Source organism: Bhargavaea sp. GQ12, assembly GCF_059758705.1.
In genome coordinates, this window is record NZ_JCAXEU010000006.1 from 1 (window position 1) to 26,223 (window position 26,223).

General features: G+C 54.3%; 26 protein-coding genes, 6 tRNA genes and 1 riboswitch. Of the genes, 24 read left to right on the forward strand and 8 right to left on the reverse strand.

Going from position 1 to position 26,223, the window contains the following annotated elements; genetic code table 11:
• The first annotated feature begins 29 nt into the window (after positions 1 to 29).
• From AC6CHQ_RS07095 to AC6CHQ_RS07120, 6 genes are all read left to right on the forward strand, one after another.
• Positions 30 to 105 (forward strand) — tRNA-Phe (locus AC6CHQ_RS07095).
• A 3-nt stretch (positions 106 to 108) separates the two neighbouring features.
• Positions 109 to 182, forward strand: a tRNA-Gly gene (locus AC6CHQ_RS07100).
• Positions 183 to 190: 8 nt separating this feature from the next.
• Positions 191 to 267, forward strand: a tRNA-Ile gene (locus AC6CHQ_RS07105).
• Positions 268 to 272: 5 nt separating this feature from the next.
• Positions 273 to 347 (forward strand) — tRNA-Asn (locus tag AC6CHQ_RS07110).
• A gap of 3 nt (positions 348 to 350) precedes the next feature.
• Positions 351 to 441: transfer RNA gene (locus AC6CHQ_RS07115), tRNA-Ser, on the forward strand.
• Positions 442 to 447: 6 nt separating this feature from the next.
• Positions 448 to 519 (forward strand) — tRNA-Glu (locus AC6CHQ_RS07120).
• 57 nt (positions 520 to 576) lie between these two features.
• Here the strand turns inward: AC6CHQ_RS07120 and AC6CHQ_RS07125 are convergent.
• Together AC6CHQ_RS07125 and AC6CHQ_RS07130 are read right to left on the reverse strand one after the other, a co-directional pair.
• Positions 577 to 1,332, reverse strand: coding sequence for a TraR/DksA C4-type zinc finger protein (locus AC6CHQ_RS07125; RefSeq protein ID WP_498081188.1), 756 nt, complete (start codon positions 1,330 to 1,332; stop codon positions 577 to 579).
• Between the two features lie 155 nt (positions 1,333 to 1,487).
• Positions 1,488 to 2,402 (reverse strand): 1,4-dihydroxy-2-naphthoate polyprenyltransferase, encoded by a 915-nt coding sequence (locus tag AC6CHQ_RS07130; protein ID WP_251238359.1) that lies wholly within the window; start codon positions 2,400 to 2,402, stop codon positions 1,488 to 1,490.
• A 163-nt stretch (positions 2,403 to 2,565) separates the two neighbouring features.
• Here AC6CHQ_RS07130 and AC6CHQ_RS07135 point away from each other — a divergent pair, with 163 nt between their 5' ends.
• From AC6CHQ_RS07135 to AC6CHQ_RS07155, 5 genes are all read left to right on the forward strand, one after another.
• Complete coding sequence (locus AC6CHQ_RS07135) at positions 2,566 to 3,951, forward strand: isochorismate synthase (RefSeq protein ID WP_251238360.1); 1,386 nt, start codon at positions 2,566 to 2,568, stop codon at positions 3,949 to 3,951.
• Positions 3,944 to 5,662, forward strand: coding sequence for a 2-succinyl-5-enolpyruvyl-6-hydroxy-3-cyclohexene-1-carboxylic-acid synthase (gene menD, locus AC6CHQ_RS07140; RefSeq protein ID WP_498081189.1), 1,719 nt, complete (start codon positions 3,944 to 3,946; stop codon positions 5,660 to 5,662). Before AC6CHQ_RS07135 ends, menD begins: the two co-directional genes overlap by 8 nt.
• The gene (gene menH / locus AC6CHQ_RS07145; protein ID WP_251238362.1) at positions 5,650 to 6,468 is read left to right on the forward strand and encodes a 2-succinyl-6-hydroxy-2,4-cyclohexadiene-1-carboxylate synthase; all 819 of its coding nucleotides are present in this window, start codon (positions 5,650 to 5,652) and stop codon (positions 6,466 to 6,468) included. The genes menD and menH overlap by 13 nt, the downstream gene beginning before the upstream one ends.
• Positions 6,469 to 6,484: 16 nt before the next feature.
• Positions 6,485 to 7,303 carry a 1,4-dihydroxy-2-naphthoyl-CoA synthase gene (menB, locus tag AC6CHQ_RS07150; RefSeq protein ID WP_251238363.1) on the forward strand — a complete coding sequence of 273 codons (819 nt, stop codon included), beginning with the start codon at positions 6,485 to 6,487 and terminating at the stop codon, positions 7,301 to 7,303.
• Positions 7,304 to 7,364: 61 nt separating this feature from the next.
• Positions 7,365 to 8,804, forward strand: coding sequence for an o-succinylbenzoate--CoA ligase (locus AC6CHQ_RS07155; protein WP_251238364.1), 1,440 nt, complete (start codon positions 7,365 to 7,367; stop codon positions 8,802 to 8,804).
• A 40-nt stretch (positions 8,805 to 8,844) separates the two neighbouring features.
• Here the strand turns inward: AC6CHQ_RS07155 and AC6CHQ_RS07160 are convergent, their stop codons facing one another.
• Together AC6CHQ_RS07160 and yidD are read right to left on the reverse strand one after the other, a co-directional pair.
• The gene (locus tag AC6CHQ_RS07160) at positions 8,845 to 9,828 is read right to left on the reverse strand and encodes a metal ABC transporter substrate-binding protein (protein ID WP_498081190.1); all 984 of its coding nucleotides are present in this window, start codon (positions 9,826 to 9,828) and stop codon (positions 8,845 to 8,847) included.
• Positions 9,829 to 9,898: 70 nt separating this feature from the next.
• Positions 9,899 to 10,141: a membrane protein insertion efficiency factor YidD gene (yidD, locus tag AC6CHQ_RS07165; protein ID WP_092052064.1), complete on the reverse strand. Its 243-nt coding sequence runs from the start codon at positions 10,139 to 10,141 to the stop codon at positions 9,899 to 9,901.
• Between the two features lie 94 nt (positions 10,142 to 10,235).
• Here yidD and AC6CHQ_RS07170 point away from each other — a divergent pair, with 94 nt between their 5' ends.
• From AC6CHQ_RS07170 to AC6CHQ_RS07185, 4 genes are all read left to right on the forward strand, one after another.
• A complete protein-coding gene (locus AC6CHQ_RS07170; protein ID WP_251238366.1) occupies positions 10,236 to 10,685 on the forward strand; it encodes a Dps family protein in 450 nt (149 codons plus the stop codon).
• 137 nt (positions 10,686 to 10,822) lie between these two features.
• Positions 10,823 to 11,128, forward strand: coding sequence for a transposase (locus AC6CHQ_RS07175; protein WP_251238367.1), 306 nt, complete (start codon positions 10,823 to 10,825; stop codon positions 11,126 to 11,128).
• A 45-nt stretch (positions 11,129 to 11,173) separates the two neighbouring features.
• Complete coding sequence (locus AC6CHQ_RS07180; protein ID WP_251238368.1) at positions 11,174 to 11,650, forward strand: NUDIX domain-containing protein; 477 nt, start codon at positions 11,174 to 11,176, stop codon at positions 11,648 to 11,650.
• On the forward strand, positions 11,628 to 12,419 hold the full coding sequence (locus AC6CHQ_RS07185; RefSeq protein WP_498081191.1) for an alpha/beta hydrolase family protein: 792 nt from the start codon (positions 11,628 to 11,630) through the stop codon (positions 12,417 to 12,419). Before AC6CHQ_RS07180 ends, AC6CHQ_RS07185 begins: the two co-directional genes overlap by 23 nt.
• Positions 12,420 to 12,485: 66 nt before the next feature.
• On the opposite strand, the gene pckA is transcribed toward AC6CHQ_RS07185, so the two are convergent.
• The gene (pckA, locus tag AC6CHQ_RS07190) at positions 12,486 to 14,069 is read right to left on the reverse strand and encodes a phosphoenolpyruvate carboxykinase (ATP) (protein WP_251238370.1); all 1,584 of its coding nucleotides are present in this window, start codon (positions 14,067 to 14,069) and stop codon (positions 12,486 to 12,488) included.
• A gap of 203 nt (positions 14,070 to 14,272) precedes the next feature.
• Positions 14,273 to 14,390, forward strand: a riboswitch (SAM riboswitch).
• Positions 14,391 to 14,577: 187 nt separating this feature from the next.
• On the opposite strand from pckA, the gene metK reads away from it, so the two are divergent.
• Positions 14,578 to 15,774 carry a methionine adenosyltransferase gene (metK, locus tag AC6CHQ_RS07195; RefSeq protein ID WP_498081192.1) on the forward strand — a complete coding sequence of 399 codons (1,197 nt, stop codon included), beginning with the start codon at positions 14,578 to 14,580 and terminating at the stop codon, positions 15,772 to 15,774.
• A gap of 67 nt (positions 15,775 to 15,841) precedes the next feature.
• Here metK and AC6CHQ_RS07200 read toward each other — a convergent pair whose 3' ends face one another.
• Positions 15,842 to 16,354 carry a gamma carbonic anhydrase gene (locus tag AC6CHQ_RS07200; RefSeq protein WP_498081193.1) on the reverse strand — a complete coding sequence of 171 codons (513 nt, stop codon included), beginning with the start codon at positions 16,352 to 16,354 and terminating at the stop codon, positions 15,842 to 15,844.
• A 121-nt stretch (positions 16,355 to 16,475) separates the two neighbouring features.
• On the opposite strand from AC6CHQ_RS07200, the gene AC6CHQ_RS07205 reads away from it, so the two are divergent.
• From AC6CHQ_RS07205 to hutG, 8 genes are all read left to right on the forward strand, one after another.
• Entirely contained in the window at positions 16,476 to 17,267 is a 792-nt protein-coding gene (locus AC6CHQ_RS07205) for an alpha/beta hydrolase (RefSeq protein ID WP_251238373.1), read from the forward strand.
• A 95-nt stretch (positions 17,268 to 17,362) separates the two neighbouring features.
• On the forward strand, positions 17,363 to 17,599 hold the full coding sequence (locus AC6CHQ_RS07210) for a hypothetical protein (protein WP_251238374.1): 237 nt from the start codon (positions 17,363 to 17,365) through the stop codon (positions 17,597 to 17,599).
• A 61-nt stretch (positions 17,600 to 17,660) separates the two neighbouring features.
• The gene (locus AC6CHQ_RS07215) at positions 17,661 to 19,835 is read left to right on the forward strand and encodes an ATP-dependent helicase (protein ID WP_251238375.1); all 2,175 of its coding nucleotides are present in this window, start codon (positions 17,661 to 17,663) and stop codon (positions 19,833 to 19,835) included.
• 5 nt (positions 19,836 to 19,840) lie between these two features.
• Entirely contained in the window at positions 19,841 to 20,206 is a 366-nt protein-coding gene (locus AC6CHQ_RS07220; RefSeq protein WP_092052046.1) for a fluoride efflux transporter FluC, read from the forward strand.
• Positions 20,203 to 20,559 (forward strand): fluoride efflux transporter CrcB, encoded by a 357-nt coding sequence (crcB, locus tag AC6CHQ_RS07225; protein ID WP_251238376.1) that lies wholly within the window; start codon positions 20,203 to 20,205, stop codon positions 20,557 to 20,559. The genes AC6CHQ_RS07220 and crcB overlap by 4 nt, the downstream gene beginning before the upstream one ends.
• A gap of 79 nt (positions 20,560 to 20,638) precedes the next feature.
• Positions 20,639 to 22,687 (forward strand): catalase, encoded by a 2,049-nt coding sequence (locus tag AC6CHQ_RS07230; RefSeq protein ID WP_251238377.1) that lies wholly within the window; start codon positions 20,639 to 20,641, stop codon positions 22,685 to 22,687.
• Between the two features lie 101 nt (positions 22,688 to 22,788).
• Positions 22,789 to 23,568 carry a thermonuclease family protein gene (locus tag AC6CHQ_RS07235; protein ID WP_092052037.1) on the forward strand — a complete coding sequence of 260 codons (780 nt, stop codon included), beginning with the start codon at positions 22,789 to 22,791 and terminating at the stop codon, positions 23,566 to 23,568.
• A gap of 14 nt (positions 23,569 to 23,582) precedes the next feature.
• Positions 23,583 to 24,518: a formimidoylglutamase gene (hutG, locus tag AC6CHQ_RS07240; protein ID WP_092052034.1), complete on the forward strand. Its 936-nt coding sequence runs from the start codon at positions 23,583 to 23,585 to the stop codon at positions 24,516 to 24,518.
• Between the two features lie 42 nt (positions 24,519 to 24,560).
• Here hutG and AC6CHQ_RS07245 read toward each other — a convergent pair whose 3' ends face one another.
• Together AC6CHQ_RS07245 and AC6CHQ_RS07250 are read right to left on the reverse strand one after the other, a co-directional pair.
• The gene (locus tag AC6CHQ_RS07245; protein WP_285858547.1) at positions 24,561 to 25,103 is read right to left on the reverse strand and encodes an isoprenylcysteine carboxyl methyltransferase family protein; all 543 of its coding nucleotides are present in this window, start codon (positions 25,101 to 25,103) and stop codon (positions 24,561 to 24,563) included.
• 12 nt (positions 25,104 to 25,115) lie between these two features.
• Complete coding sequence (locus tag AC6CHQ_RS07250; RefSeq protein ID WP_498081194.1) at positions 25,116 to 26,195, reverse strand: type III polyketide synthase; 1,080 nt, start codon at positions 26,193 to 26,195, stop codon at positions 25,116 to 25,118.
• Positions 26,196 to 26,223: the final 28 nt, after the last annotated feature.

Here is a 26,223-nt window from a genome sequence, read left to right on the forward strand (position 1 = left end):
ACATAATGAACTCCTTAAGATTTTAATTAGGCTTGGTAGCTCAGTCGGTAGAGCAAAGGACTGAAAATCCTTGTGTCGGCGGTTCGATTCCGTCCCAAGCCACCATTTGCGGATGTAGTTTAGTGGTAAAACCTCAGCTTCCCAAGCTGAAGTCGAGGGTTCAATTCCCTTCATCCGCTCCAGCGAAACCGGGCCTATAGCTCAGCTGGTTAGAGCGCACGCCTGATAAGCGTGAGGTCGGTGGTTCGAGTCCACTTAGGCCCACCATGTATTCCGCAGTAGCTCAGTGGTAGAGCAATCGGCTGTTAACCGATCGGTCGTAAGTTCGAGTCTTACCTGCGGAGCCATTTGGAGAAGTACTCAAGAGGCCGAAGAGGCGCCCCTGCTAAGGGCGTAGGTCGGGTAACCGGCGCGAGGGTTCAAATCCCTCCTTCTCCGCCACTTATTGGCCCCTTGGTCAAGCGGTTAAGACACCGCCCTTTCACGGCGGTAACACGGGTTCGAATCCCGTAGGGGTCATTATAAAAGAGCAGCCAACCTTTACAGGGTGGCTGCTCTTTTTTGTTTCTTCAATTTTTATTCCTCATCAATCCGCTTGCCGGTGTAGCTGTCAATCGCTTTGTCGGGGATATCGCCGAGTGGGGACTCGATTCCCGCATCGTCCAGGTCTTCCTGGTAGTCCTCCAATGTATCAGAACGCATAAAGCCTTTTACAGTCCCTGTTTCATCAGTGCTTGCAAATTCCTCATAGGTTTCTGCCGTGCCCTCTTCCATCGGATCTGTATAAAGGTCATTGTAGTTGCCGTGGTCACCGCTCATATCGGAGGGGGTCTCAGAAGTGCCGTAGCGTGCCGCTTCCTGAAAGCTGTCTTGATAGTCTTCGATGTCTTCTTTTTTTCCGACTTCAAATGAGTCAGGCTGAACGGGTTCCGTTACTTCTTCCAGTACGTCTTCCTCTACCGGACGGTCCTCCGGAATCTCGGTGTCCGCATGCTCAATGCAGCGATTTGTGTAGGGGATGGCTTCCAGTCGCTCGAAGGGAATGTCTTTTTCGCATACTTCACAGATGCCGTAATTGCCATCGCGCAACGCATGAAGCGCTGCTTCGACTTTTCCGAGCTCATCTTCCGCATGGTTTTCAAGCGCCTGGTCCCGTTCGCGGTCAAACAGTTCGGTGCCCGCGTCAGCAGGGTGATTGTCCACAAATGAAAGTTCTCCTGTTTCATCACGCATACTATCATCACGGTCCCGTTCTTCCGCTGTTTCCCGGTATTGCTGCTGCATTCCGATTAGTTCCCGCTTAAGGATTGTCTTTTGCTGTTCTGTCAACATGGCTGTCACTTCCTTCTGTTATTCAATGATGGATGATCTGCTTGAATGAGTTCGTCCCATTGTCCCTCATCTTTTCCTTTTTGCCCTGAGCGGTAAACCTTGGACACCAATCAAAAACCGCCTGCAAGGTTGCAGACGGTTGACAATTATTTGATTCAATTTATCCAATATCCGAGAAGGATGCCGCAGCAGAGCAGAAAACCGAAGATCGTGTTGGTCTGGGCCGTCGCTTTCATGGCGGGCATGACTTTAAGCGGAACATGCTCGTTTCTGAAGACGCGGATGGCGCCGATCGGCTTTCCTATGCTGAGGAAGACGAGGAGTGCCCACGGTGTCAGGGAGCCCATCAGGACCATGCCGAGGATCCACAGATAAGATACTGCGAAAAACAGGAGTAGGATCGTAATGGCCTTTTTTCTGCCTGCCAGGATGGCAAGTGTTTTGCGGCCACCCTTTTTGTCGCCTTCCAAGTCACGGATGTTGTTGGACATCATGATCGCTCCGACCAGGATCATGCTCGGTACGGAAAGGGCAATTGCCCATCCGCTGACATAACCGGTCTGAATGAAGTAGGAGATGAGTACGATCGCCATACCCATCGTGACTCCGGAAAACAGTTCTCCGAGCGGCGTGTAGGCGATGGGAAGCGGTCCACCCGTATAAAGGTAGCCAATAGCCATGGCGATGCCTCCAATCGCGAGAAGCCACCAGGAAGTGCTTCCTGCGATATAGAGTCCCATCAATGCGGCGGCACCGTAGAGTGCCAGTGCGATGCCGAGAACTGTAGAGGGTTTGACACCGTTGCGGACAATCGTCCCGCCGATGCCGACGGACTGTTCATTGTCGAGTCCGCGTTTGTAATCATAATATTCGTTGAACATATTGGTTGCAGCCTGCAGGAACAGGGTGGCAAGCATCATGAGGATAAAAAGTAAGACGTTGGGACGGGTTTCGGCGAGCGCGATGATGGTCCCGAGAAGAACGGGCACAAAAGACGCAGTAAGCGTATGCGGGCGCGTCAGCTGCCACCAGATGCGCCATCCTTCATCAGCCTTGAGTGTTTGCTGCATATGGTTCTCTCCCTAATTTTCTTTTCCGCTCATCATTATAACGGAGAATAAAGGGAAAGGACAGGGAAGGAGCACGGAATCGCCCGGATGTTGGCGGATCGTGCAATGTGGTAAAATAAATGGGTAAGGAAAGACTGTAGCGAATAAGTTGGAGGGGTCTTGGATGAAACGGAAAACGACTCCGCATTCAATGGCGGAGACAGGCCGAATGATGGACGGGCTCCGGTTTTACACGGAAACTGTCGAATCGGACAGGCTGTCACCGCAGGCGTTTTTTGAAGCCGGCGAGATGGAGTTTGCCGGCAGGCGTTTTTATTGGGAGAACCGGGACAAGACGCGGAAGATGGCAGGAATTGGACATGCCGCCCGACTGACCAGCAAGGATGGAGATGCCCGGTTCGAAGATATCCGGACACAGTGGCAGCGCCTCTGTTCGGTGATCGTCAAGGAAGAGGGAGACCAGTCACCCGTTTTGTTCGGCGGATTTTCTTTTGATCCTGAAAATCGGCGGGAATCCGAATGGACAGGCTTCCCGGCCGCACTGTTTGTCGTTCCGCAGATCCAACTGGTGGAAAAGGACGGCCGTGCATTTGTGTCAATCAACCTGGTTTCGGATGATGGCTCGGCGGCAGGAGATTTTGAAAAGCTCCGGCTGATCCGGGATCGGCTGATCCACGAAGCCCAGGTAAAAGAACGGACACCTGCGTTAAAGCCGGATGTCCTTCGGCTCCATGAATATGCCAAGGCAGATTATGTGCGTGCTGTGGAAGGTGTCCGGGACGGAATCCTTGAAGGCGGGCCGGAAAAGGTTGTCATCGCCCGTTCCGTCGGACTTGAATTTGCGGCGCCGGTCCGTCATTCGGAAGTACTGGAACATTTGTCGGCCGAACAGCAGGAAAGTTATCTGTTTGGGCTGGAGAACGGAGACGGTTTCTTTTTCGGAGCCACGCCCGAGCGGCTCGTGAAGATGGAGGACGGCAAAGGCCTGACTGCTTGCGTGGCCGGTTCCATCCGCCGGGGCAAAACAGTGGAAGAAGACCGACTGCTCGGCGAAAGTCTTCTGAAGGATCCTAAAAACCGCGAGGAACACCAATTTGTGGTGCAGATGATCGGGGATGTCTTCCGCAGTTTGTGCAGTGACGTCAGGATCCCTGCAGGACCCCGGCTGTTGAAAGTGCGCGATATCCAGCATCTGTTCACTCCAGTGGAAGCAACACCGAATGTTGGCACTGATCTGCTCGATCTGGTTCAGGCACTTCATCCGACTCCGGCACTCGGCGGCACTCCGCGCGACGAAGCGCTTCGAATGATCCGTAAAAATGAAAAGATGGATAGGGGCTACTACGGTGCACCGATCGGCTGGATCGATGCGGAGGGTGACGGAGAGTTTGCCGTGGCGATCCGTTCCGGTCTGCTGAAAGGCGACCGGGCGCATCTGTATGCAGGCGGCGGCATTGTCGCCGGATCGGTACCGGAAGAAGAATATGAGGAGACATGGGTGAAGTTCCGTCCGATGATGCGGGCACTCGGGGGTGCGCTGCATGGATGAACGTAAGGTGCTGACCTCCTATGTCCTGAGAATCCGGGAATCACTGGTTCGCGCTGGTGTCCGCCAAGCGGTTGTGAGTCCCGGCTCCCGGTCGACTCCTCTGGCATATGCATTTGCCGACTCTGACAAGGTCAGGGTGCATCTGCAGACCGATGAACGCTCTGCTGCGTTCTGCGGGCTGGGCATGGCGAAGGCAACAGGAGAGCCTGTCGCCGTCCTCTGCACGTCCGGCACGGCCGCTTCCAACTATATGCCGGCAATCACTGAGGCGAAGTATGCACGGGTACCCCTGATCATCCTGACGGCAGACCGACCGCATGAATTGCGCGAGGTTGGAGCCCCGCAGGCGATCGACCAGCCGGGAATGTACGGCAGAATGGTAAAATACAGCGCCGACTTCCCCGTCCCGGAAGATCGGGTGGAATCCCTTGAATATATCGGCCGGCACGTTCAGCGCGCCGTCTCGGTCGCGACCGATGCACCGGCCGGTCCGGTCCATCTGAATGTTCCTTTCAGGGAGCCTCTGCTGATCGATTTCGGAGCGGAAGACCCCGGGCTTTCTTTCCGCAGTGTGCGAAGGGGAACGATGATTCCGGATCCTGAAATGGTGCGCTGGTTCACAGAGACAGCCTCTGCCGCGAAGCGGGGGCTTATCATCGCCGGTGAACTTCCTCCGGATTTCGACAAAGAGGCGTTCTGGAAATTTGCCCGTTCACTCGGTTGGCCGGTGCTGGCTGATCCGCTTTCCGGACTTCGAAGCGGCCAATTCGCTGAAGCGGAAGACCTCTGCATCGACCAGTACGATGCCGTTTTGAAAAATGAAAGGTTCAAGCAGGAGATGACGCCGGATACAGTGATCCGTTTTGGTCCCCAGCCGGTTTCAAAGCCGCTGACACTGTTCCTCAATGCAAACCGCCCGGACGTCTATATCGTAGTGGATGAAAGCCCGGCCTTCCGTGATCCTCATCATCTGGCTACGGATCATCTCCAATGTGCGCCTGACATGCTTCTCGGCATCAGAGCGGAAAATCCTCCGTCCAACTATGCCACGCTCTGGACGGAAGCCAACCGTATTGCAGCGGAGGAAACGAGGCGTGCGGTCATGGAAGGGACAGATGAAGGCGCGATGGCAGGTGTTTTGTTCGCAGACATCCCGGATGGCAGTGACCTGTTCGCAAGTTCCAGCATGCCGATCCGTGACGTCGACACCTACTTCCTGAATACTGGGCGCGATATTGGTATTTTCGCCAATCGCGGGGTGAATGGAATAGATGGTGTCGTGTCGACCGCATTCGGCGTACAGGCGGCAAGAAAGCGCCCGGCTTACCTGCTGATCGGAGACTTGGCGATGCTCCATGATATGAACGGGCTGATTTCAAGCCGTTTCGGGGAGACGGACCTCACTATCCTCGTCATGAACAATGACGGAGGCGGTATTTTCTCTTATTTGCCTCAGGCCGGGGCAGGCCGCTATTTCGAGGAACTGTTTGGCACGCCAACCGGGCTGAAATTCAAGAGCCTGGCGGAGATGTATGGCTGCCAGTATGATGCTGTAGATTCAGCTGACGGGCTCAGGCAGTCCCTCCTTCAGCCGAAACAAACCAGTGTCAGGATCATCGAAGCCTTTAGCGACCGCCAGGTGAATCTGAATGAGCACCGCAAGCTCTGGCAGGCAGTCGGGGAAAGGCTGGATGCCGAATGGAACCGCTGAAGGCGATGATCCGGGGAATCCGGATCGGCTACCGGGAGGCAGGGGACCCATACGGTGAACCGCTTGTCCTGCTGCACGGCTTCACGGGAAGTTCAGCATCATGGATCGAGTTTGCCGATGAGTTCGCGTCCTGCCGGCTCATCATGCCTGATCTGACCGGTCATGGCCATTCAGCCGCACCCGATGTTTCTGGGCGCTATGCGATGGAGGAACAGGTGGCGGACATGGATGCGCTTTTCACCCGGCTTGGGCTGGATCGCTTCAGTCTTCTCGGCTATTCGATGGGCGGGCGGATTGCAATCGGCTATGCTGCAAAACATCCTGAAAAAATTAGCCGACTGATCCTTGAAAGCACATCACCAGGTCTTGAGACAGAGGACGAGCGGCGGTCTCGCCGGGAATCCGACGAAAAGCTTGCCGCTTTCATTGAACGGGAAGGCATACGTGCCTTTACCGCCCGATGGGAGAACATTCCGCTTTTTGCTTCGCAGACACGGTTGCCGAAAGATGTCCGGGAACATGTCCGGAGCGGTCGCCTGGAGAATGATCCTGCGGGCCTCGCCGCAAGTCTCAGGGGCATCGGCACAGGGAGCCAGCCTTCATACTGGGATAACCTGGAGGAATTCAGAATGCCGGTGACGTTGATTACCGGAGCGCTGGACGAAAAGTATGTAAACATTGCAGAAGACATGGCGCGGCAGTTGCCGGATTCAAGTCATGTGACCGTTCCGGGTGCCGGACATACGGTGCACGTGGAAAATCCGGCGCGCTTTGCTACAATAGTAAAGGAAGCTTTAAAGCCATAGACAGGGGAGGAACCACATGACACGCCAATGGGAAACGATCCGTACATATGACGAGATCAAATATGAGAAATACAACGGCATCGCCAAAGTGACGATCAACCGTCCGCAAGTCCGCAATGCCTTCACACCGAAAACTGTAGAAGAAATGATCGATGCTTTCTCCCGCGCACGCGATGACGACAGCATCGGCGTCATCGTCCTGACGGGCGAAGGCGACATGGCCTTCTGCTCCGGCGGGGACCAGAAAGTACGAGGACACGGCGGCTACGTCGGCGAGGACCAGATTCCACGCCTGAACGTACTGGATCTGCAGCGCCTAATCCGCGTCATCCCGAAACCGGTTGTCGCCATGGTGGCTGGTTATGCCATCGGCGGCGGACACGTTCTGCACGTGGTCTGCGATCTGACCATCGCAGCGGACAATGCAATCTTCGGGCAGACCGGCCCGAAAGTCGGCTCGTTTGATGCGGGATACGGCTCCGGCTATTTGGCTCGCATCGTTGGGCACAAAAAAGCCCGTGAAATCTGGTACTTGTGCCGCCAGTACAATGCACAGGAAGCACTGGACATGGGACTGGTCAACACGGTCGTTCCGCTTGATCAGCTTGAAGACGAAACTGTCCAGTGGTGCGAGGAAATGCTCGAGAAGAGCCCGACTGCACTGCGTTTCCTGAAGGCAGCGATGAATGCCGATACAGACGGACTGGCAGGCCTTCAGCAGATGGCAGGCGACGCGACACTCCTTTACTACACGACGGAAGAGGCAAAAGAAGGCCGTGACGCATTCAAGGAAAAGCGCAAGCCGGACTTTGGCCAGTTCCCTCGTTTCCCTTGATGTTTGAAATTTTGAATGAGCCGCCTTATGGGGCGGCTTTTTATGATGGGAAGGTGATAGCATGATGACACCAAACTGGATTTTGCAGCGGGCGAATCTGACGCCGGACCGGATCGCCATCAGCTGGGAAAAGCAGCAGTGGACGTTCCGGGAAATGGCGGAACGGTCGATGGACATCGCAAGGAAGATGAGGGGCACCGGCCTGCAGGAAGGCGACCGTGTGGCACTTCTTACAACAGGAGGTCCGGAGACCGTCTTCCTGATCCACGGAGGACTGCTCGCCGGCTTTGAACTGGTCATGCTGAACAGCCGCCTGACAGCAGCGGAGCTCTCTTACCAAATCGAAGACTCGGAAGCCGTGTCTGTGTTTACCGATGATTCCCTGTTGGATCGCGTACCGGACAGCACATCTGTGAGCCGTCTCCTGTCCGGTAAGGCGGTAGACTTTAAGCCGGCCGAGCTCTGGCATGAAGATCGTACGCTGACGATCATGTATACATCAGGGACGACGGGCTTTCCGAAAGGGGTCCGTCAGACGGCCGGCAACCATTTGTCGAGCGCTTCGGCATCCGCCTTTAACATGGGCCTCCATGACGGAGATGTCTGGTTATGTGCGATGCCTCTTTTCCATATCAGTGGATTCTCAATTCTGAGCCGGTCGCTCATCTACGGAATGACGGTGCGCCTGCAGTCGAAATTCGATGCGGAAGCATCAGCCAGAGAAATTGCGGAAGGAAGCGTCACGACGATGTCTGCGGTTTCAGCCCAGCTTGTCAGGGTGCTGGATATCCTGGAGGGCCGGAAACAGCGGGCTGACGGGCGTTTCAGGCAGATCCTGGCTGGAGGAGGTCCCGTTCCTTCTCCGTACATCAGGAGGGCAGAGGCACTTGGCATTCAGATTCTCCAGACCTATGGTATGACCGAAACGTCCTCGCAGACAGCTACACTGGCAGCGGACGATGCCCTCAGGAAAACCGGATCTTCAGGCAAGCCGCTGTTCTTTAATCGTATCCGCATCGAAGGAGCGGAAAAGCCGGGGGATGAGGGGGAGATTCTCATCAGCGGCCCCCATGTGACTCCGGGCTATGTCGGTCGCTTCAGCGACAGCCCGGCCCAGGTGGATGGCTGGCTCCATACAGGCGATATCGGCAAGCTCGATGATGAGGGATTTCTTTATGTGCTCGACCGCAGGTCAGACCTGATCATCTCGGGAGGGGAGAACATCTATCCTGCGGAGATTGAACAAGTGCTGGTCGGCCATCCTGATGTGTCGGAAGCGGGAGTGGCCGGGGTGGAGGACAAACACTGGGGTCATGTCCCGGCAGCCTTCGTCGTGGTGAGGAAAACGATTGCCGCGGAGGAGCTTGAAGCGTTCTGTCGGGAGCGCCTGGCCCCTTATAAGGTTCCGAAGTACTATCGTTTCGTTGAAGAACTTCCGAGAAATGCCTCCAACAAGCTTCTTCGGCGAGAACTTAGGGCTGCGTTTGAAATTGAGAAATGACAAAAGCCATCCGGGTTGCCGGATGGCTTTTGCTATGGGCTTAATGGGTCAATGCATTTCCGAGCCGTTCGATGTTCTGTCTCATGAGGGAAAAATAATCTTCATCGTTTTCGATATCCTCTTCTGAGAGGACACTCAGATTATGGAGTGTATCGGATTCTGCTCCGATCTCATTCACAATCACCTGTGTGAGCTTTGATGTGATGTTCTGCTCAAAAAAGATGGTTTTGGCCTGCTTTTCACGGGCAAGATCCACGATACGGGCGAGCTCTTTTTGTGATGGTTCGCTTTGAGGATTCAGCCCTGCGATGGATACCTGTTCCAATCCATATTCATCAGCGATGTATCCGAATGCAGCGTGGGAAACAAAGAAAGTTTTCGTTTCGGCGCCTTGTGCCATCGCATGGAATTCTTCATCCAGCAGCTTAAGTTCATCCGAAAGTTCTTCGTAGCGCTCATTAAACTCCGCTTCCTTGTCAGGGAGTTCTTCTGAAAGGGCTTCTTTCACAGCAAGTGCCAACCGGTCGGCCAAGACAGGGGAGAGCCAGACATGCGGGTCCGCTCCCGAATGGTCATGGCCTTCATGGCCGGCTTCTTCCTCTTCATGTCCGTGTTCGTCTTCCTCCTCCTCATGGCTGTGGCCATGAAGAAGCTGATCATCAGAAATGTGCGCTGTTGCCGCGACAATCTGTACATCCTGGTCTGAAAGCGTCTGCTCGGCTTTGCTGACAAAGCCCTCCAGTCCGAGTCCGGTATGGATGAACAGATCACTTTCCGCCAGGCTGATCATATCTTTTTGTGTCGGTTCGAATGTATGGCTGTCTGCACCGGGAGGATAGATCGAGGAGACGCTGACGGAGTCTCCGCCGATTCTCTCTGTGAAATAGGCAAGCGGGTAGACGGTAGTCTTGATCGTGATTACGTTATCCGCTGAACCATCGCTTTCTTTTTTCTCGTTATTACTGCTGCCGCACCCGGCCAGAAAAAGCAGGGATGCAGACAGGATAATGATCAATCGTTTCATAATCCACCTCTAAATCGTAATGAGTACGATTTATAATACCCCAATAATAGATGGCTTGGCAACCCGTAATTCAATGATCTGCTTTTTTTCTTCCCGGCCACTTGTCAGGAACCGGGTCGAATCCGCCTTCGTGAAACGGATGGCATTTGGATATCCGGATAATTGTCATCAGGAAACCTTTGATGGCACCATGCTTTTCAAAAGCTTCGAGACCATATGAGGAACAGGTTGGATGAAAACGGCAGCTTGGGGGCGTGAATGGGGAAATGGCCTTTCTGTAGAATCGGATGATCCATATAAAAAGATGTTTCATTAATAAACACTCCAATCGCAACGCATGTTTATTGTAGCGCGGGGTGGGGAAGATGAACAGAAGAACGATTGATTAAGAAATGGAGTGTTGATGGATGTCTAAAGAACTGCTTAAAGAATTGAATGTCCAGGTGGCGACCTGGTCGGTATTTTACACGAAGCTTCACAATTATCACTGGTATGTGAAAGGGCCTCAGTTCTTCACTCTTCACGAAAAGTTCGAGGAACTCTATAATGAAGCGACCCTACATATGGATGAGATCGCGGAGCGTATGCTGACGCTTGGCGGCCAGCCGCTCGCGACACTGAAGGAACACCTCGAGAATTCCGTTGTTGACGAAGCAAGCGGAAAGGAATCCGCCAATGCGATGGTCAAGCAGGTGACGGAGGACTTCGACAAAATCATGGAATCACTCAAAAAAGGCATGGACCTTGCAGCAAAAGACGAGGACGACATGACTGAGGACCTCCTGAATTCGACCTATCAGAGCATCGAGAAACACCAATGGATGCTCAACGCCTTCCTCGGTGAAGAAAACAACTGAAGCAAATCAGAAAAAGCCGGTATATCCGGCTTTTTCAATTGGCTAAAGTTTTCCGGTTGCCGGCAGATTAGTCTTTTGCGCATGGAAAAGTTGGAGGACGCCATCCTAAGGAAAATCTTTTAGCCAGGAGGATGGCCATGAAAAACAAATTGTACGTATCAATTCTCCACAGACAGGTGTACCCGGCACCGAGCGCAGCGCCGTGGGAGTTCGCCATTGAGGCGGACAGCCGGGTGGAGGAAGCGTTCAGCAAACTGTTCAGCCAGATCAGCGATGTGGAATTTAACAACTTTGTCAGATCACATCTGCCATTTGTTCCATATCATTTGGACAAGGAAAACCATCAGATAGACCTACGCACCATGAAGCTGTATGCACTCGTCCACGAATTCGGGGATGAGGAGTCCAAGAAGTTCGTTGAGAGTCTCCCATATTTCCGTTGAAGGGCCGGTACCCTGTCCGCTACACTTGGTGGAGGAGGGGTGCCGATGTATACATATAAAGACAAGGCGGGACAGCGGGTCGATCTGTTCTGGGAAAAGGACAGGGCAGGGATGAAGCCGACCCATGTCATCGTCGCCTCTTTTGATAACAGTCAGTGGCTGATGACCATCCATCCGGAGAGGGGACTCGAGTGGCCGGGCGGAAAAGCAGAGCCGGGTGAGACGATTGAACAGGCGGCCGTCAGGGAAGTGTATGAAGAGACCGGGGCCAGCGCCGGCAATCTTGCGTTTATTGCCGATTATGTCGTCCATGCGGACCCGCCCTTCTGCAAAAGGGTTTTTGCAGCAGACATTATATCCGTTGATGAAGACATTCAGCTTCATGAAACAAAAGGCGCGGCTTATCTTTCTGAATCAGAATGGGAGAGCTCAAAAGAAAATTTGAGCCGCCACATGTCGGACGAGGGTATGGACAGGATCCGGAAGAAGGTGATGGATTATGAAAGACAACGGAACAATTGAATACACAAGACCCTATCCTTCACCCAACCCCAATGTTCGGATGAGCGAAGTCACCTATTGGTCCACGGGATACCGGGTGAAGGGGATGCTTGCGGAGCCGGCGGCAGAAGGAATCTATGATGGCATCGTTTACTTGCGGGGCGGCATCCAGCATGTAGGGATGGTCCGGCCTTCCCGGATCGCCCAGTTTGCACAGCAGGGATTTACCGTCTTTGCCCCATACTATCGGGGAAACCGCGGCGGCGAGGGTTTTGACGAATTTGGCGGCGAGGACCGGTTTGATGCTGTTCATGCGGTTGATGTGCTGAAACAGCACCAGAAAACCGACAGCGCGAGGATCCATCTGTTTTCCTTTTCCAGGGGCGGCATCATGGCTCTCTGGACGGCGATCATACGGAATGACATCACTTCCGTTGTGAACTGGGCCGGTGTGTCGGATGTTGTCTTCACCTATAAAGAAAGGAAAGAACTCCGCCGGATGATGAAACGGGTGATTGGCGGGTCACCGAACAGCGCACCTGATGAATACCGCAACCGGATGGCTCTTTTCCATGTGGATGAAATTGATGCCCCGTTCTTGCTTGTCCATGGCCGGCAGGATGTGAATGTATCCATTGAGCAGGCAATTATGCTTGAAGATGCGCTTAATGAAGCGGGGAAACCGGTCGAGACCTGGTATTTTTCCGATTACACTCATTTCTTTCCCCCGGCAGAATCCGCAAGAGTCACGCGTGATCTGTGCAATTGGATGAAAGGAAAGGGGAACTGAGGTCTGCTTGCACAAAAAAACACCATCGCATGAGTCGACATGCGATGGTGTTTTATGATAAGCCGATCAGATGACCGGGCCGCCTTTTTCAGCGATTTCTTTTGAGACAGAGCCGAATTTCTTGAAGTTTTCACGGAAAGCTGCCGTGAGCTCCTTGGCTTTTGCATCGTAAGCTTCCTTGTCCGCCCATGCATTGCGGGGATTGAGGACTTCGGAAGGGACGCCTTCGATTTCAACCGGCATGTTCAGGCCGAATACCTTGCCCTGTTCCATTTCAGCGTTGTCGAGTTTGCCCTCGATTGCTGCGCGGACCATGGCACGAGTATAGCTGAGTTTCATGCGCTGGCCGACGCCGTACTCTCCGCCGGTCCAGCCGGTGTTGACGAGGAAGACGTTGACATCGTGCTCGTCGATCTTCTTGCCGAGCATTTCCGCATAAACGGTTGCATGGAGCGGCAGGAACGGTGAGCCGAAGCAAGTAGAGAATGTCATCTGAGGCGAAGTGATGCCGCGCTCAGTTCCTGCAAGCTTCGATGTGAAGCCGCTCAGGAAGTGGTACATTGCCTGTTCTTTCGTCAGTTTCGAGATTGGAGGCAACACGCCGAAAGCATCAGCCGTAAGGAAGACGATCGTCTTCGGATGGCCCGCGACCGAAGGGATGACACTGCCTTCGATATACTCAAGCGGGTAAGCCGCGCGAGTGTTTTCAGTCAGGGAGCCGTCGTCGTAGTCAGGAATGCCTTCCTCGCCGACGACGACGTTCTCGAGAACAGAGCCTTCGCGGATGGCGCCATAGATCTGCGGCTCTTTTTCTTCGGAAAGATTGATGGTCTTCGCGTAGCATCCGCCTTCGATGTTGAAGACGCCGTCTTGCGACCAGCCGTGCTCATCGTCACCGATCAGGCGGCGGTGAGGGTCTGCGGACAGTGTCGTCTTTCCGGTGCCGGAAAGGCCGAAGAACAGGGCGACATCGCCTTCTTCTCCGACGTTTGCCGAGCAGTGCATCGACAGGATGTCCTGTTTCGGAAGCAGATAGTTCATGACGGAGAAAATGGATTTCTTCATTTCGCCGGCATATTCAGTGCCGCCGATCAGGACGATGCCGCGCTCAAGCGAGATCATGACAAACGCTTCAGAATTTGTTCCATCGACTTCAGGGTCGGCTTTGAAGGTCGGAGCGGAAACGATCGTGAATTGTGCTTCATGCTTTTTCAGCTCTTCTTCGGAAGGGCGGATGAACAGCTGCTGGCAGAACAGGTTGTGCCATGCAAACTCGTTGACCGACCGGATGTGCAGGCGGGATGCCGGGTCGGCACCTGCGAAACCGTCAAACACGTACAGCTCATTTTTTGCGCCGAGATGATCCAGCACTTTGTTGTACAGTTTTTCGAATACTTCAGGCTGGACCGGCTTGTTCACGCTTCCCCAATCGATGTCTTCCTTGGAAGGGGCCTCTTCCACGATGAAGCGGTCTTTGGGAGAGCGGCCTGTATACTTCCCGGTCGTGGCGCGGACTGCGCCTTTGTCCGTCAGCACGGCCTCACCGCGTTCAACGGCGATTTGTGTCAGCTCCTCGACGGAAAGCTGTGTGCGGATCGAACCTCCTGCCAGAAGATCATTCAGTTTATCGCTCAGTTTAGAAGACATCATCATCTGTACCACCCTTGTCTTGTAATCCCGCCCGAAAGCGGTTTGGATATGATGTGAATTAGTATAACACATTCTGCCCATTAGTCTATACTAATTAAAAGTTTGGCCGCAAACGTCCAGAAACCGTCATAATCCCTCGTTATTCTACATATAGTATTTGACATAAAGTGAGCAATTCATTACTATGAAGAATTGTACGGATACTCTTATCCCGAGCTGGTGGAGGGACAGGCCCTATGAAACCCGGCAACCTGCCGTTCTCCTTTTGGAGGCCGAGAAGGTGCCAACCTGAAGCAAGGCGTCTGCCTTGGACGATAAGAGTGAAAGGTGTCAGCGAATCCGGGCCTTTCCTCATGAATGTGAGCGGAAGGCCCTTTTTAAATGGATTGACCAAAACCTCAGTAAGCCCAAAACGGCTTGGAGTTCAACCCCGCGGGGAACGGACTTGACAGGGGAACGAGTACCGTAACACTTTCCGGTGATTTGCCGGAGCGGAGGAGGAATACCAATGACTAATCGTCGCCTGTTCACATCCGAGTCGGTCACTGAAGGCCACCCGGATAAAATCTGCGACCAGATATCAGATGCGATCCTGGATGCCATCATCAAGGATGATCCGAATGCCCGCGTGGCATGCGAAACGACCGTTACGACCGGCCTTGTGCTCGTCGCCGGCGAAATCACAACTACCACTTATGTGGATATTCCGAAGGTCGTCCGTGATACGATCAAGGAAATCGGCTATACCCGTGCAAAGTATGGTTTTGACAGCGAGACCACAGCCGTCCTTACGGCGATCGATGAACAGTCCCCGGACATTGCCGCGGGAGTCAATGAAGCCCTGGAATCCCGTGAAGGGACGATGACCGATGATGAGCTGGAAGCGATCGGAGCGGGGGACCAGGGGCTGATGTTCGGCTTTGCCTGTGATGAAACGCCGGAACTCATGCCGTTGCCGATCAGCCTGGCCCACCGGCTGGCGCGCCGCCTGACCGAAGTGCGCAAGGAAGAAGTTCTTCCGTATCTCCGTCCTGACGGCAAGACGCAGGTCACTGTCGAGTACGATGAAAACAACCAGCCTGTCCGTGTGGATACGATCGTTATTTCCACTCAGCATCATCAGGAAATTACGCTTCAGCAGATTCAGAAGGACATTCGTGAGCAGGTGATCGATGCCGTCGTTCCTGCAGAACTGATTGATGAAGAAACCAAGTTCTTCATCAATCCTACGGGCCGCTTTGTTATCGGAGGCCCTCAGGGGGACGCGGGACTCACCGGCCGCAAGATCATCGTCGACACCTACGGCGGATACGCGCGTCACGGCGGGGGAGCGTTCTCGGGCAAAGATCCGACGAAAGTCGACCGTTCGGCAGCATATGCGGCCCGCTACGTGGCGAAGAACATCGTCGCAGCGGGACTTGCATCCAAATGCGAAGTCCAGCTCGCCTATGCAATCGGAGTCGCGCAGCCGGTCTCGATCGCCATCGACACATTCGGCACCGGGAAGGCGGAAGAGTCCGCACTTGTTGAATGGGTGCGGGAGTTGTTCGACCTGCGTCCTGCCGGCATCAATAAGATGCTGGACCTGCGCCGCCCGATTTACCAGCAGACAGCAGCATACGGCCATTTCGGCCGCACCGATGTCGATCTCCCTTGGGAGCGTACCGACCGGGCTGACCAGCTAAAGGCCAAAGCGGCACAATAATCGGGATCAATATAGAAGGGAATCCGCGTTTGAATGCGGATTCCCTTCTTTGCAAATTGCCTCTGATTCACTTCTGCAGGCTCTTGTAATACTGGCCTTTCTCGGCATACTCCCGTACGATGCGTTCCATATCCCGGATATCCTCATCATTCAGCTCACGGACCACTTTTGCCGGAGAGCCGAACGCCAGGGTACGCGGCGGGATTTTCTTGCCCTGCGCGACGAGCGAACCGGCGCCGACAAAGGCACCTTCGCCGATTTCGGCACCATCAAGGATGATCGACCCCATCCCGATAAGTGCGTTTTTCCTGATGGTGCAACTGTGCAGGATGACATTGTGCCCGACAGTCACCTCATCTTCGATCAGAAGCGGAAAAGAGGGACTCTGGTGAAGCATGCACAGATCCTGGATATTCACTTTCCGGCCGATCCTTGTAGCGTTAACATCACCCCGGATCACTGTATTAAACCAGACAGACGAGTCCTTTCCGATCTCAACATCTCCGGTTACCGTCACATGGTCTGCAAGGAAAACGGACGGATCGATTTTCGGCTCCACGCCATTGAACGGGTAAATCATCGAAAAAACCTCTCTTCCATCGAAACTTGTAGTATCATAATCGTACTATATATCCCGTTTCCGGTGTTCGGGAAGCGGGAAAAAGATTGGCACGTCATGGAACCGGAAAGGGGGCACCGACATGTGGAAATGGGAAGCAGACGGGCAGGCGACGGCCACAGTAGTCCTGCTGCACAATGCATACGAACATCATGGACGGCATGCCTGGCTGATTGAACGCTTCAGGACCGCCGGCATGCATGTCATTGCCGGGGATCTGCCGGGCCATGGAAAAAATGGAACGGAAGTCCATGATGAGGGATTCCATGAATATCGGAGATATGCAAAGGAACTGATCCGCACGGGTATGGCGGAGAACCTTCCGCTTTTCGTTCTCGGTCACGGTCTGGGCGGAGTGCTGGCAGCGGATATGGCGAGAAATGACAGTCTGGCCTGTGCGGGGCTGATCCTCACTTCTCCTTGGTTCCGCCTGAAACATCTTCCTCCAAGGATGAAAGGTCCGCTTTCGGGGCTTGGGAAAATCGCGGGCGGCATCAAGTTCAACCACCAGATCGGCGAGGAACTGCTGACACGGAATCCGGATCCGGTGATGGCCGATTCAGAAAATCTCTATCATCCGGTGGCCACTGCAGCATGGTTCCGTGAATTGAATGCCTACGTCAAGGAGATCAGTGAGTCTGTTCCGAAGCCGGGAACGCCTCCAGTCCTCCTGCATGCAGCCGGAAGGGATGAGCTCGCAGATCTTGATGCGATGCACGCCTGGGTGACGATGAAGGGCAGGGACGAGTTTCAATATAAGGAATGGAAAAATGCCGGCCATGATATTTTCCGTGAGCAGGAGCAGGAAGAGGTCTTCCTCTATACAGAATCTTTCATCAGGGGCGTACTCCGCTCCCTCGGGTATATTGCCTGACTGCATGAGGGGATAGTGAAATGTCTTCCGGTTGGGAAGGGAACCTTGCGGGTATAGTAAGGGCAGACCCAATCAACTTTGAAGGAGGGACTCCCATGAGTGAACACAACAGCCGAACTCCCGAGCAGATGGCCAAGTCCTCAGCAGAATCGATGAACAAAAGCCGGGAACAGCAGGAATTCATCTCCAGGAAATCCGGCGGCACGACGGCCGGACAGCCCGGCAGCGCCTACTCCGACAAAGCACGAAAGACTGACCAGGTGGCCGCTACGGAATATTCGGATGGGGACGGCGGATTCGATCCCCGTGACAAACTTGAAACAGGTGAATGAAAGAAGGGCCGCAGCATTGCGCGGCCCTTCTTTTTTTGATTAGAATGAATGGATGCGAACAATGGAAGGAATGGATGCAATGGACTTTTTCGAGCGCAAGCATATGGAGACGGGTGTATTGCTGAATGACGTGCAGAAGCAGGTCGTCCTGAAGACGGACGGCCCGCTCCTCGTACTGGCATGCCCGGGCTCGGGAAAGACGACAACGATGATCATGCGGATCGGATTTATGATCGCGGAAAAGGGGATCGCCCCGGCGCGCATCAAGCCGATCACCTTCAGCAAGGCTGCAGCGGACGATATGCGCGGCCGTTTTACAAAACTTTTTCCGGGGCTTCAGCCGCCGGCTTTTTCGACGATCCACAGCCTGGCGCTGGATATCGTCCGACGCCATCTCGATCATATGGGGGTCGAGTGGGCACTGATCGAAGGAAAGACAGATCAGGTTCCGCCGAAACCGGTTCTTCTGAAGCGCAGTTTCCGCGAGGTTACAGGAGAAGACCCGACTGAAGACGAACTGAAGTCGGTCGGGACTTTCGCGAGCTTCGTGAAGAACCGCCTCATCCCCCAGTCGGAGTGGCCGGGGGTCAAAGGGCCTGTCGAGAGGGCCGGGGAAATTCTTCAGAAATATGAGTCGCATAAACGGAGCCGCCGGAGGCTGCAGCTCCTGGATTTCGATGACATGCTGACGATTGCGGAGGAAGCGCTCCGGACGGATCCTGACCTTTGTAAGAGGATGCAGGACCGGTTCGACTATGTGATCACTGATGAGAGCCAGGATACATCTCTCGCCCAGCACCGGATCGTTGAACACTTGGTCCGGCGCCATGGCAATCTCTGTGCTGTGGCGGATGATGACCAGTCCATTTATACATGGCGGGGGGCGGACCCGGAATACCTGCTGGATTTCCGGAGCCACTACCCGCAGGCCGAAATCCTCATGATGGAGACGAATTACCGCTCATCCGAGGAAATCACGGAGACTGCCGCCGGATTCATCAAGCGGAATAAAGAGCGCTATGAAAAGGGCATGAAGCCGGTGAACGGCAGTGCGGGCCCTGTCTCGCTAAAGAGATTCCATGACCGGGACGAGCAGGTCAGGTATGTGATCTACGAACTGCTGGCGATGGAAAACCCGGAAGAGGCGGCAGTCCTATTCCGCAACAACTCGTCATCAACGGCTTTTGTGTCCGAGCTGCACCGCCGGGGCATCCCGTTTTATATGAAGGATGCCGATGATCGGTTTTTCGATCACTGGGTCGTGGAGGACATCCTGAATTTCATGAGACTGGCTTACCTGCCGGAGAGGAAGGACCTGTTTGCACGTGTCGCCCTGAAGATGGATCTGTACATCAGCCGCGCCGCAGTGGAGGCCTTTGTCAGGAACGGTCCGGAAGGGAATGTTTTTGAGGTGTTCGCCCGGTCGGGAACACCACTTTCCGATGACCAGAAGCGCAAGCTGGCCTCCGCCGGGACGATCTATGAAGGCCTGAAAGAACGGCGTCCTGCGGATATCATCCGGACCATCCGGACGGATCTTGGCTACGAGGCTTCTCTGAAAAGCCGATCGGAAAAGTTCGGCTACCGCATTGACACCCTGACCGGCATGCTGGACACGCTCGCCGTGATCGCGGCGCCTCTTCGGACGATGACCGCTTTCGCGGAAAAACTGGCGGAACTGAAAGAGGCGGTCTCTGAGGCCAAGCGGAAACCCCGTGAAGGTGCTGTCACGCTGTCCACTCTTCACAGCGCGAAAGGCCTCGAGTTCAAACAGGTGTTTATGGTCGATCTGAATGAGGGCACGATTCCCGCGGCGGAAGATGTGAAGGATCCGGACATGATGGAAGAGGCACGGAGACTGTTTTATGTCGGCATGACCCGTGCCAAAGAGCGGCTGGAACTTATCAATTACTCGACTGACAGCGGAAAGGACCTCACGGAATCGCGTTTCATAAGCGAAGTTAGGGGTCTTCAGGCCATCGGCCGTCCAGTGGGGCAAAGGCGGGAGCCGGGAAGACAGCCGAAGCGGAGGCGGTCTGCGGCAGACCATAATCCTGATGCCATCTCAGACCGCGGGGCCTTTGTCCCCGGGCTGAGGGTCCGGCACAAAGTGTTCGGAAATGGGCAGGTGGAGGAAATCAGGGGAGACAGGATCCTTGTCAAATTTGCAAAACAGGAAAAAGAACTGGACATTGGCATGTGCATCAGCAGGGGGCTGCTTGAGGAAAGGGGTTAAATCTCATGAAGGAATGGATAGCGGTCGGACTGGCTGGAATGGCGGGTGCGGTTTCCAGGACAGCCGTCTCGCAGCTAATCGGGCATACAGAAAACTTCCCCTATGCGACATTGTTCGTGAACCTGGCTGGTTCATTCATCCTCTGCGCTCTCATTGCGGCGGCTCCGCTGCGACAGCCATGGAAAACCGCAGTACATACAGGGTTTCTTGGTTCGTTCACGACGTTTTCGGCGCTTAGTGCGGAACTTTCATCGATGCTGTTGAGCGGCCAGTGGGGCGTTGCATTCCTTTATACTGTTCTGTCGGTTGGAGGCGGACTGCTTTCCGGACTGGCCGGACTGAGGTTCGGATCACGGAGCGTGAAGTCATGACAGCCCTCGGTTGGCTGTGTGTAGCCGCAGGGGGGATGCTCGGTGCTGTGATCCGCTACTGGATCACTTCAAAGCTGAACCGCAAAGGAGGCTTCCCTGCCGGTACCTTCGCCGTCAATATGGCCGGCGCTTTTCTGGCCGGCATATTCTCCGGCCTGGCCGCAGGCAGTCCGGCACACGCATTTATCGTCTATGGCATTTTGGGTGCACTGACCACTTTCTCCACATGGAATTCTGAAATCCTGATTTTGTGGCGGGATGGGCGGCGTGCAGCTGCCGTCTTTTATGCGTTGTCGACACTCGTCCTGGGCATTGTCTTTTATATGGTTTCGTTTATATATGTAAGTTCCTGAATTGGCAAAATCCATCCAGTTTAGCGGTTTTCTCCAAGGGAAAGAGTGAAGCACAGCACTCTTCAGAAGGAGGATCACGATGGATAAAAGGCAACAGGGTAAACGTACGAGCAAGGATCTTCAACTGGATCAGTTCAGGACAAGCGACCGGAACAGGAAACTCACGACCAACCAGGGCCTGAAGATGGCGGAAGATGAACACTCCCTGACAGTGGGTGAACGCGGTCCTACGCTTATGGAAGACTTCCATTTCCGTGAGAAGATGACCCACTTCGACCATGAACGGATTCCGGAACGGGTAGTACATGCGAGAGGGTTCGCTGCGCACGGGGAGTTTGAGGCCTACCAGTCGATGGAAAAATACACGAAAGCGGACTTCCTGTCCGAAAAGGGCAAGAAAACCCCGGTGTTCGTACGGTTTTCGACCGTTGTCGGCCAGAAGGGATCCACGGATATACCGCGTGACGTCCGCGGGTTTGCGACGAAGTTTTATACCGAAGAAGGAAACTATGATCTGGTAAGCAACAATATGCCGATCTTCTTTATCCAGGATGGCATCAAGTTCCCGGATCTCGTGCACTCGATCAAGCCGGAACCGCATAATGAGATTCCCCAGGCAACCGGGGCCCATGATACATTCTGGGATTTCGTTGTCAACAACCAGGAGACGGCCAACCAGGTCATGTGGCTTATGAGCCCGAGGGCACTGCCGAGAAGTTTCCGGATGATGGAAGGTTTCAGTATCAACACGTTCCGCTTCGTCAATGCGGAAGGCAAATCCCGATTTGTCCGATTCAAATGGAAGCCAGTACTCGGCCTCCACTCTTTTGAATGGGATGAAGCTCAGAAGATTTCGGGGAATGATCCCGACTATAACCGCCGTGATCTTTGGATGAATATCGAGATGGGCAATTATCCCGAGTTTGAGCTCGGTGTCCAGGTGATTGAGGAAAAGGATGAGTTCAAGTTCGACTTCGACATCCTTGATGCCACGAAATTCTGGCCGGAAGAGGAGATTCCGGTCAAAGTCATCGGGAAAATGACATTGAACCGGAATGTGGACAATTACTTCTCGGAAACTGAGCAGGTCGCGTTCCATCCTGGACATGTCGTACCGGGGATCGATTTCTCCAATGACCCGCTCCTGCAGGGTCGGCTCTTCTCCTACACGGATACCCAGCTGATCCGTCTGGGCGGCCCGAACTTCCACGAAATTCCGATCAACCGACCGGTTTGCCCGTTCCACAACAATCAGCGGGATGGCTATCACCGGCAGACCATCAATGTCGGCAAAGTGGCCTACAATAAGAATTCACTGGCGGACGGCACGCCTGCACCGGCATCCGAGGAGGAAGGCGGCTATGTCCACTATCAGGAGAAAGTGGAAGGCCGCAAAGTGCGTGCACGAAGCGAATCGTTCAAAGACTTCTTCTCCCAGGCCCGGATGTTCTGGAATAGCCTGGCCGACTTTGAGAAGAACCACATCATCGAAGCTTTCAGCTTTGAAGTCGGGAAAGTCCAAAACCAGGATATCCGCCAGCAGGTGATTGAAATGTTCGCCAAAGTCGACAAGGATCTGATGACCCAGGTAGCCAAAAAGATCGGGGCGACCCCTCCGACGGAAAGCCATGTTAAAAACAACAAGAAATCCCCTGCGGTCAGCATGGCGAACACCGTCAGGAAGCCTCAGACACGCAGAGCGGGCATCATCGTCGGGGAAGGCTTTGACGGAAGCAGTCTCGGGGACATTCTGGACAAGCTGAAGGAAGCAGGCATTACAGCTGATTTCATCAGTGAGCGGCAAGGTACCATCAAAGGCCAGAACGGTTATAAAGCCGAGGCGAACCACACCTTCACGACGACCCATGCGGTGCTGTATGACGGCATCATCATCGCCGGCGGGTCAGGTGAGGACCAGTCGAAGTTCAAGATGGATGCTTCGGAGTTCATCAACGATACTTTCAAACACTACAAGACAATCGGCGTGACCGAAAGCGGCAACGATCTCTTTGCCCAATCGATGGCGAAAGAAGGTCCGGGCATCGTCATGGCCGGGGGCCGGGGCGACTTTGCAAATTCGCTTGTTGACGCTTTTGCCCAATACAAACATTACGACAGGCAATTCTGAAACGGCAATTGAGAAAACGCGGCGCTCACAGGAGTGCCGCGTTGCTCGTTGTCGGAGGTGGAGCCACCCGGTACAATAAAGGCCGGAAGGAGAGTTAAACGATGGCAAAGAGAAAAAAGACCACCATGTGGAAAAGTCCCGCGGGCGCCGTTGCAGTCATTCTTCTGATTGCCATTATTTATATTCTTGCCGAGCAGCCAGAAAATGACAGTCCTGGCAGTTCAACGGAGACAGGCGAACAGGTTCCTGCAGATGCCCCCGCAAAGGAGCTGATCCCCGTTGAACTTGTCCGCACAATAGACGGGGACACAATCAAAATCAGGTACGGAGGCAAAGAGCAGAATGTCAGATACCTGCTTATCGATACACCTGAGACGAACCACCCCCAGCTCGGAAAGCAGCCGTTCGGCGAACAGGCCAAGGAAAGGAACAGAGAACTTCTCGCCGACGGAGAAGTCGCCATCGAGTTTGATATCGGACAGCGCACCGACAAGTACGGGCGCCTACTTGCATACGTCTATGTAAACGGGGAAAGCGTTCAGGAAAACCTGCTTGAAGAGGGGCTTGCCCGGGTCGGATACGTCTATCCGCCGAGCACCCGTCATCTCGAACGTTTTGAACTGGCGGAAAAACGGGCAAAGGATAAGGGATTCGGGATCTGGTCGATTGAAGACTACGCGACCGAAAGCGGCTTTGATGCAGAAAAAGCGGAACAGTCAGGCGAAATCAGTGAAACCATTAACCGAAAAGGGACAGAAGGACCGTTCGCCAATTGCACGGAGCTGCGAGCTGTCCATCCGAAGGGCGTGAAAAAAGGACATCATGCCTACTCGGAACGGCTGGACGGGGACCGGGACGGAATGGCCTGTGAAGCGTCATAGGAGGAGGGACGGAAATGGAATTCGAGGATGTCTGGAAAGGCACTGTGGAGTCGGACGTCGATAAAAGCAGGTTTAAATATCATCAGGCGGTGACCGGGACGGATTCCGCGGATAAAGCGGATATTGCCATTATCGGCTTTTGTTGTGATGAAGGCGTGCGCAGAAACAACGGACGCCCGGGTGCCTTCAAGGCGCCGGATGCAATCCGGCAGGCACTGGCCCCGATGCCCTGGCATGGGGAAGATACGGTACTGTGCGATTATGGCAATGTATCGTGCCTGGACACCCAACTGGAAGAGGCTCAGGACGAACTCGCAGAAAAGGTGGCCGCCGCCTATGGACGCGGTTCAAAGGCGATCATCCTCGGGGGCGGACATGAGACCTTGTACGGGCATTATCTCGGACTGAGACTGCATCTGGGGCCGGAAGCAGGCATCGGCATCATTAATATCGATGCACATTTCGACCTTCGGCCGCATGACGGTGAATCTTCATCCGGCACTATGTTTCGTCAGATTCTGGAAGAAGATCAGAATACGGGATATTTCGTCCTCGGAATCCAGCGTTTCGGCAATTCACGTTCGCTCTTTGAAGCGGCAGGCGAATTTGATGTGGAATACATGCCGGAAGAAAAGGTTCGTCAATCGGATTCCGCTCAGTTGTCCAAGAGGATTCAGTCCTTTATCGGCCGCTATGATGCGGTCATCGTGACCCTCTGCATGGATGTGCTGGACATGGCAGCGGCGCCAGGGGTCAGTGCGCCTTCACCGTTCGGCCTCGATCCGCTGTCGGTCAGGACCATCATCCGTGCCGCCTGCAGCCATCCGGCTGTCCGGTCGTTTGACATATCGGAAGTGAATCCGGATGTCGATGAAGGCGGACGCACAGTACGGCTGGGAGCGGCGCTGACCAATGAGGCGATTCTGTCTCTGGTCGGAAAAAGTTCATAAATAAACGGTCCGGAAGCCTCATCGCTTTCCGGACCGTTTTATTTATGTTCTCGAGTTTCCGAGGCCGAACCGTTCACTGTAGTCTGTCGCTTCCCGGAGCGCGCGCTCTTCCGCCGGAATGCGGACTGATAGCATCCATGCATTCAGGACCATGAAAACCGCTGCTGTCAGATAGGCCTGGAAGATAAGCGGCAGAACAAGCAGTTCGGTCGTGACAATCACGTAGTTTGGGTGCTTCAGCCATTTATACGGCCCCCGCCTCACGACATTGGCCCCCGGCAGGATGATGATTTTGGTATTCCAGAACTCGCCTAGGGACGACAGGCACCAGAACCGCATTACCTGCATGGCAAGGAACACAGCGAGCAGCACCGGCCATATAGGAGAGAGGGGCCGGTCCGTGAGAAGCACCTCTGCCATAAGAGAAATGAAAAAGGCCGTATGCATCGCAACCATATACGGATAGTGGGAGGCGCCTGCCTCGAATGCCCCGCGCGCTTTTAGTTTTTGTTCATTGCGCTTCGCTACGCGGAGTTCGACAAGGCGCTGGATGACGACAAGTCCGATCAGAATCCAGAACAGCATGTTCATTCCTCCTTACTGCCATTCCAGGAGCAGAAGTTCCCCCGAGAAGCCCGGACCGAGTGCCGCCATCAGTCCCATTTCACCGGTTTCCGGGCGGGATCTCATGAATTGCTCCAGTACGAACAGCACAGTCGGGGAAGACATATTTCCATATTTTCTGAGTACATGCCTGGAGATGTCGGTCATGCCGGGGTCAAAACCAAGCGCTTCCTCATATGCGAGCAATACTTTCTTACCGCCGGGATGTGCCACGAAGTGTCGGATATCCGACTGTGTGAGCCCCTGATTCCCGAGAAATTCATGTACAAATGGACCGAGCCATTCCGTGATGACAGAAGGAATGCTTTTTGAAAAGATGACGTGAAGACCTGTGTCGTCCACGTCCCAGCCCATGACGTCTTCAGAGTCCGGCATCAGTTTTGAAAGCGTGGAGCGAATCGCCGGTACGGTGCCCGAAGACCGGAGGTAGACTTCGTCTCCGGCCACGACCGCGCAGGCGACTCCGTCTGCGAAAAGGGAGGCGCCGACAAGGTTGCTTTTCGTATAATCTTCCGCTTGGAATGTCAGGCTGCACAGCTCCACGCAGAGGACCAGCACACGGTGGTCCGGATGGGCGAGACAGTAATCGAATGCCCGGCTCATGCCCGAGACGCCTCCGGCACATCCCAGTCCCCAGATAGGGATCCGTTTGACATCATCCCTGAAGGGAAGGAGATTCATGATCCTGGCTTCGATGCTGGGGGTAGAGATGCCGCTGCTTGATATGTAAAAAATCGCATCGATCTCTTCGTAGCCGATATCCTCCCCAAGCATGCCAGGGTTTTGCAGGCAGCCTGTGATCGCCTCGGAGCCCAGGCGGACAGCATGTTCGATATACAGGTTGTTGCGCTCTCCGAACGGATGATTCTCCCCGTACCATTCAAGAGGCATGGCAATGTAGCGGGTGTCGATATCGCCGTTGTCGAAGACCCTGAGCAGCCGCTCCGTATCTCTGAACTTTCCGCTGAAAAGCTGTTTTGTCAGCCCGGCAGCATCTTTCTGACTGATTTCGTGGTCCGGGGTTAGCGTATAGATCGATTCAATGGCAGGCATTCCGTCTCCTCCTCGGTTTATCTTTTAC

Coding starts and splice junctions, on each gene's coding strand:
- AC6CHQ_RS07125 (WP_498081188.1), bottom strand. CDS start 1,332: ATGTTGACAGAACAGCAAAAGACAATCCTTAAGCGGGAACTAATCGGA.
- AC6CHQ_RS07130 (WP_251238359.1), bottom strand. CDS start 2,402: ATGCAGCAAACACTCAAGGCTGATGAAGGATGGCGCATCTGGTGGCAG.
- AC6CHQ_RS07135 (WP_251238360.1), top strand. CDS start 2,566: ATGAAACGGAAAACGACTCCGCATTCAATGGCGGAGACAGGCCGAATG.
- menD (WP_498081189.1), top strand. CDS start 3,944: ATGGATGAACGTAAGGTGCTGACCTCCTATGTCCTGAGAATCCGGGAA.
- menH (WP_251238362.1), top strand. CDS start 5,650: ATGGAACCGCTGAAGGCGATGATCCGGGGAATCCGGATCGGCTACCGG.
- menB (WP_251238363.1), top strand. CDS start 6,485: ATGACACGCCAATGGGAAACGATCCGTACATATGACGAGATCAAATAT.
- AC6CHQ_RS07155 (WP_251238364.1), top strand. CDS start 7,365: ATGATGACACCAAACTGGATTTTGCAGCGGGCGAATCTGACGCCGGAC.
- AC6CHQ_RS07160 (WP_498081190.1), bottom strand. CDS start 9,828: ATGAAACGATTGATCATTATCCTGTCTGCATCCCTGCTTTTTCTGGCC.
- yidD (WP_092052064.1), bottom strand. CDS start 10,141: ATGAAACATCTTTTTATATGGATCATCCGATTCTACAGAAAGGCCATT.
- AC6CHQ_RS07170 (WP_251238366.1), top strand. CDS start 10,236: ATGTCTAAAGAACTGCTTAAAGAATTGAATGTCCAGGTGGCGACCTGG.
- AC6CHQ_RS07175 (WP_251238367.1), top strand. CDS start 10,823: ATGAAAAACAAATTGTACGTATCAATTCTCCACAGACAGGTGTACCCG.
- AC6CHQ_RS07180 (WP_251238368.1), top strand. CDS start 11,174: ATGTATACATATAAAGACAAGGCGGGACAGCGGGTCGATCTGTTCTGG.
- AC6CHQ_RS07185 (WP_498081191.1), top strand. CDS start 11,628: ATGAAAGACAACGGAACAATTGAATACACAAGACCCTATCCTTCACCC.
- pckA (WP_251238370.1), bottom strand. CDS start 14,069: ATGATGTCTTCTAAACTGAGCGATAAACTGAATGATCTTCTGGCAGGA.
- metK (WP_498081192.1), top strand. CDS start 14,578: ATGACTAATCGTCGCCTGTTCACATCCGAGTCGGTCACTGAAGGCCAC.
- AC6CHQ_RS07200 (WP_498081193.1), bottom strand. CDS start 16,354: ATGATTTACCCGTTCAATGGCGTGGAGCCGAAAATCGATCCGTCCGTT.
- AC6CHQ_RS07205 (WP_251238373.1), top strand. CDS start 16,476: ATGTGGAAATGGGAAGCAGACGGGCAGGCGACGGCCACAGTAGTCCTG.
- AC6CHQ_RS07210 (WP_251238374.1), top strand. CDS start 17,363: ATGAGTGAACACAACAGCCGAACTCCCGAGCAGATGGCCAAGTCCTCA.
- AC6CHQ_RS07215 (WP_251238375.1), top strand. CDS start 17,661: ATGGAAGGAATGGATGCAATGGACTTTTTCGAGCGCAAGCATATGGAG.
- AC6CHQ_RS07220 (WP_092052046.1), top strand. CDS start 19,841: ATGAAGGAATGGATAGCGGTCGGACTGGCTGGAATGGCGGGTGCGGTT.
- crcB (WP_251238376.1), top strand. CDS start 20,203: ATGACAGCCCTCGGTTGGCTGTGTGTAGCCGCAGGGGGGATGCTCGGT.
- AC6CHQ_RS07230 (WP_251238377.1), top strand. CDS start 20,639: ATGGATAAAAGGCAACAGGGTAAACGTACGAGCAAGGATCTTCAACTG.
- AC6CHQ_RS07235 (WP_092052037.1), top strand. CDS start 22,789: ATGGCAAAGAGAAAAAAGACCACCATGTGGAAAAGTCCCGCGGGCGCC.
- hutG (WP_092052034.1), top strand. CDS start 23,583: ATGGAATTCGAGGATGTCTGGAAAGGCACTGTGGAGTCGGACGTCGAT.
- AC6CHQ_RS07245 (WP_285858547.1), bottom strand. CDS start 25,103: ATGCTGTTCTGGATTCTGATCGGACTTGTCGTCATCCAGCGCCTTGTC.
- AC6CHQ_RS07250 (WP_498081194.1), bottom strand. CDS start 26,195: ATGCCTGCCATTGAATCGATCTATACGCTAACCCCGGACCACGAAATC.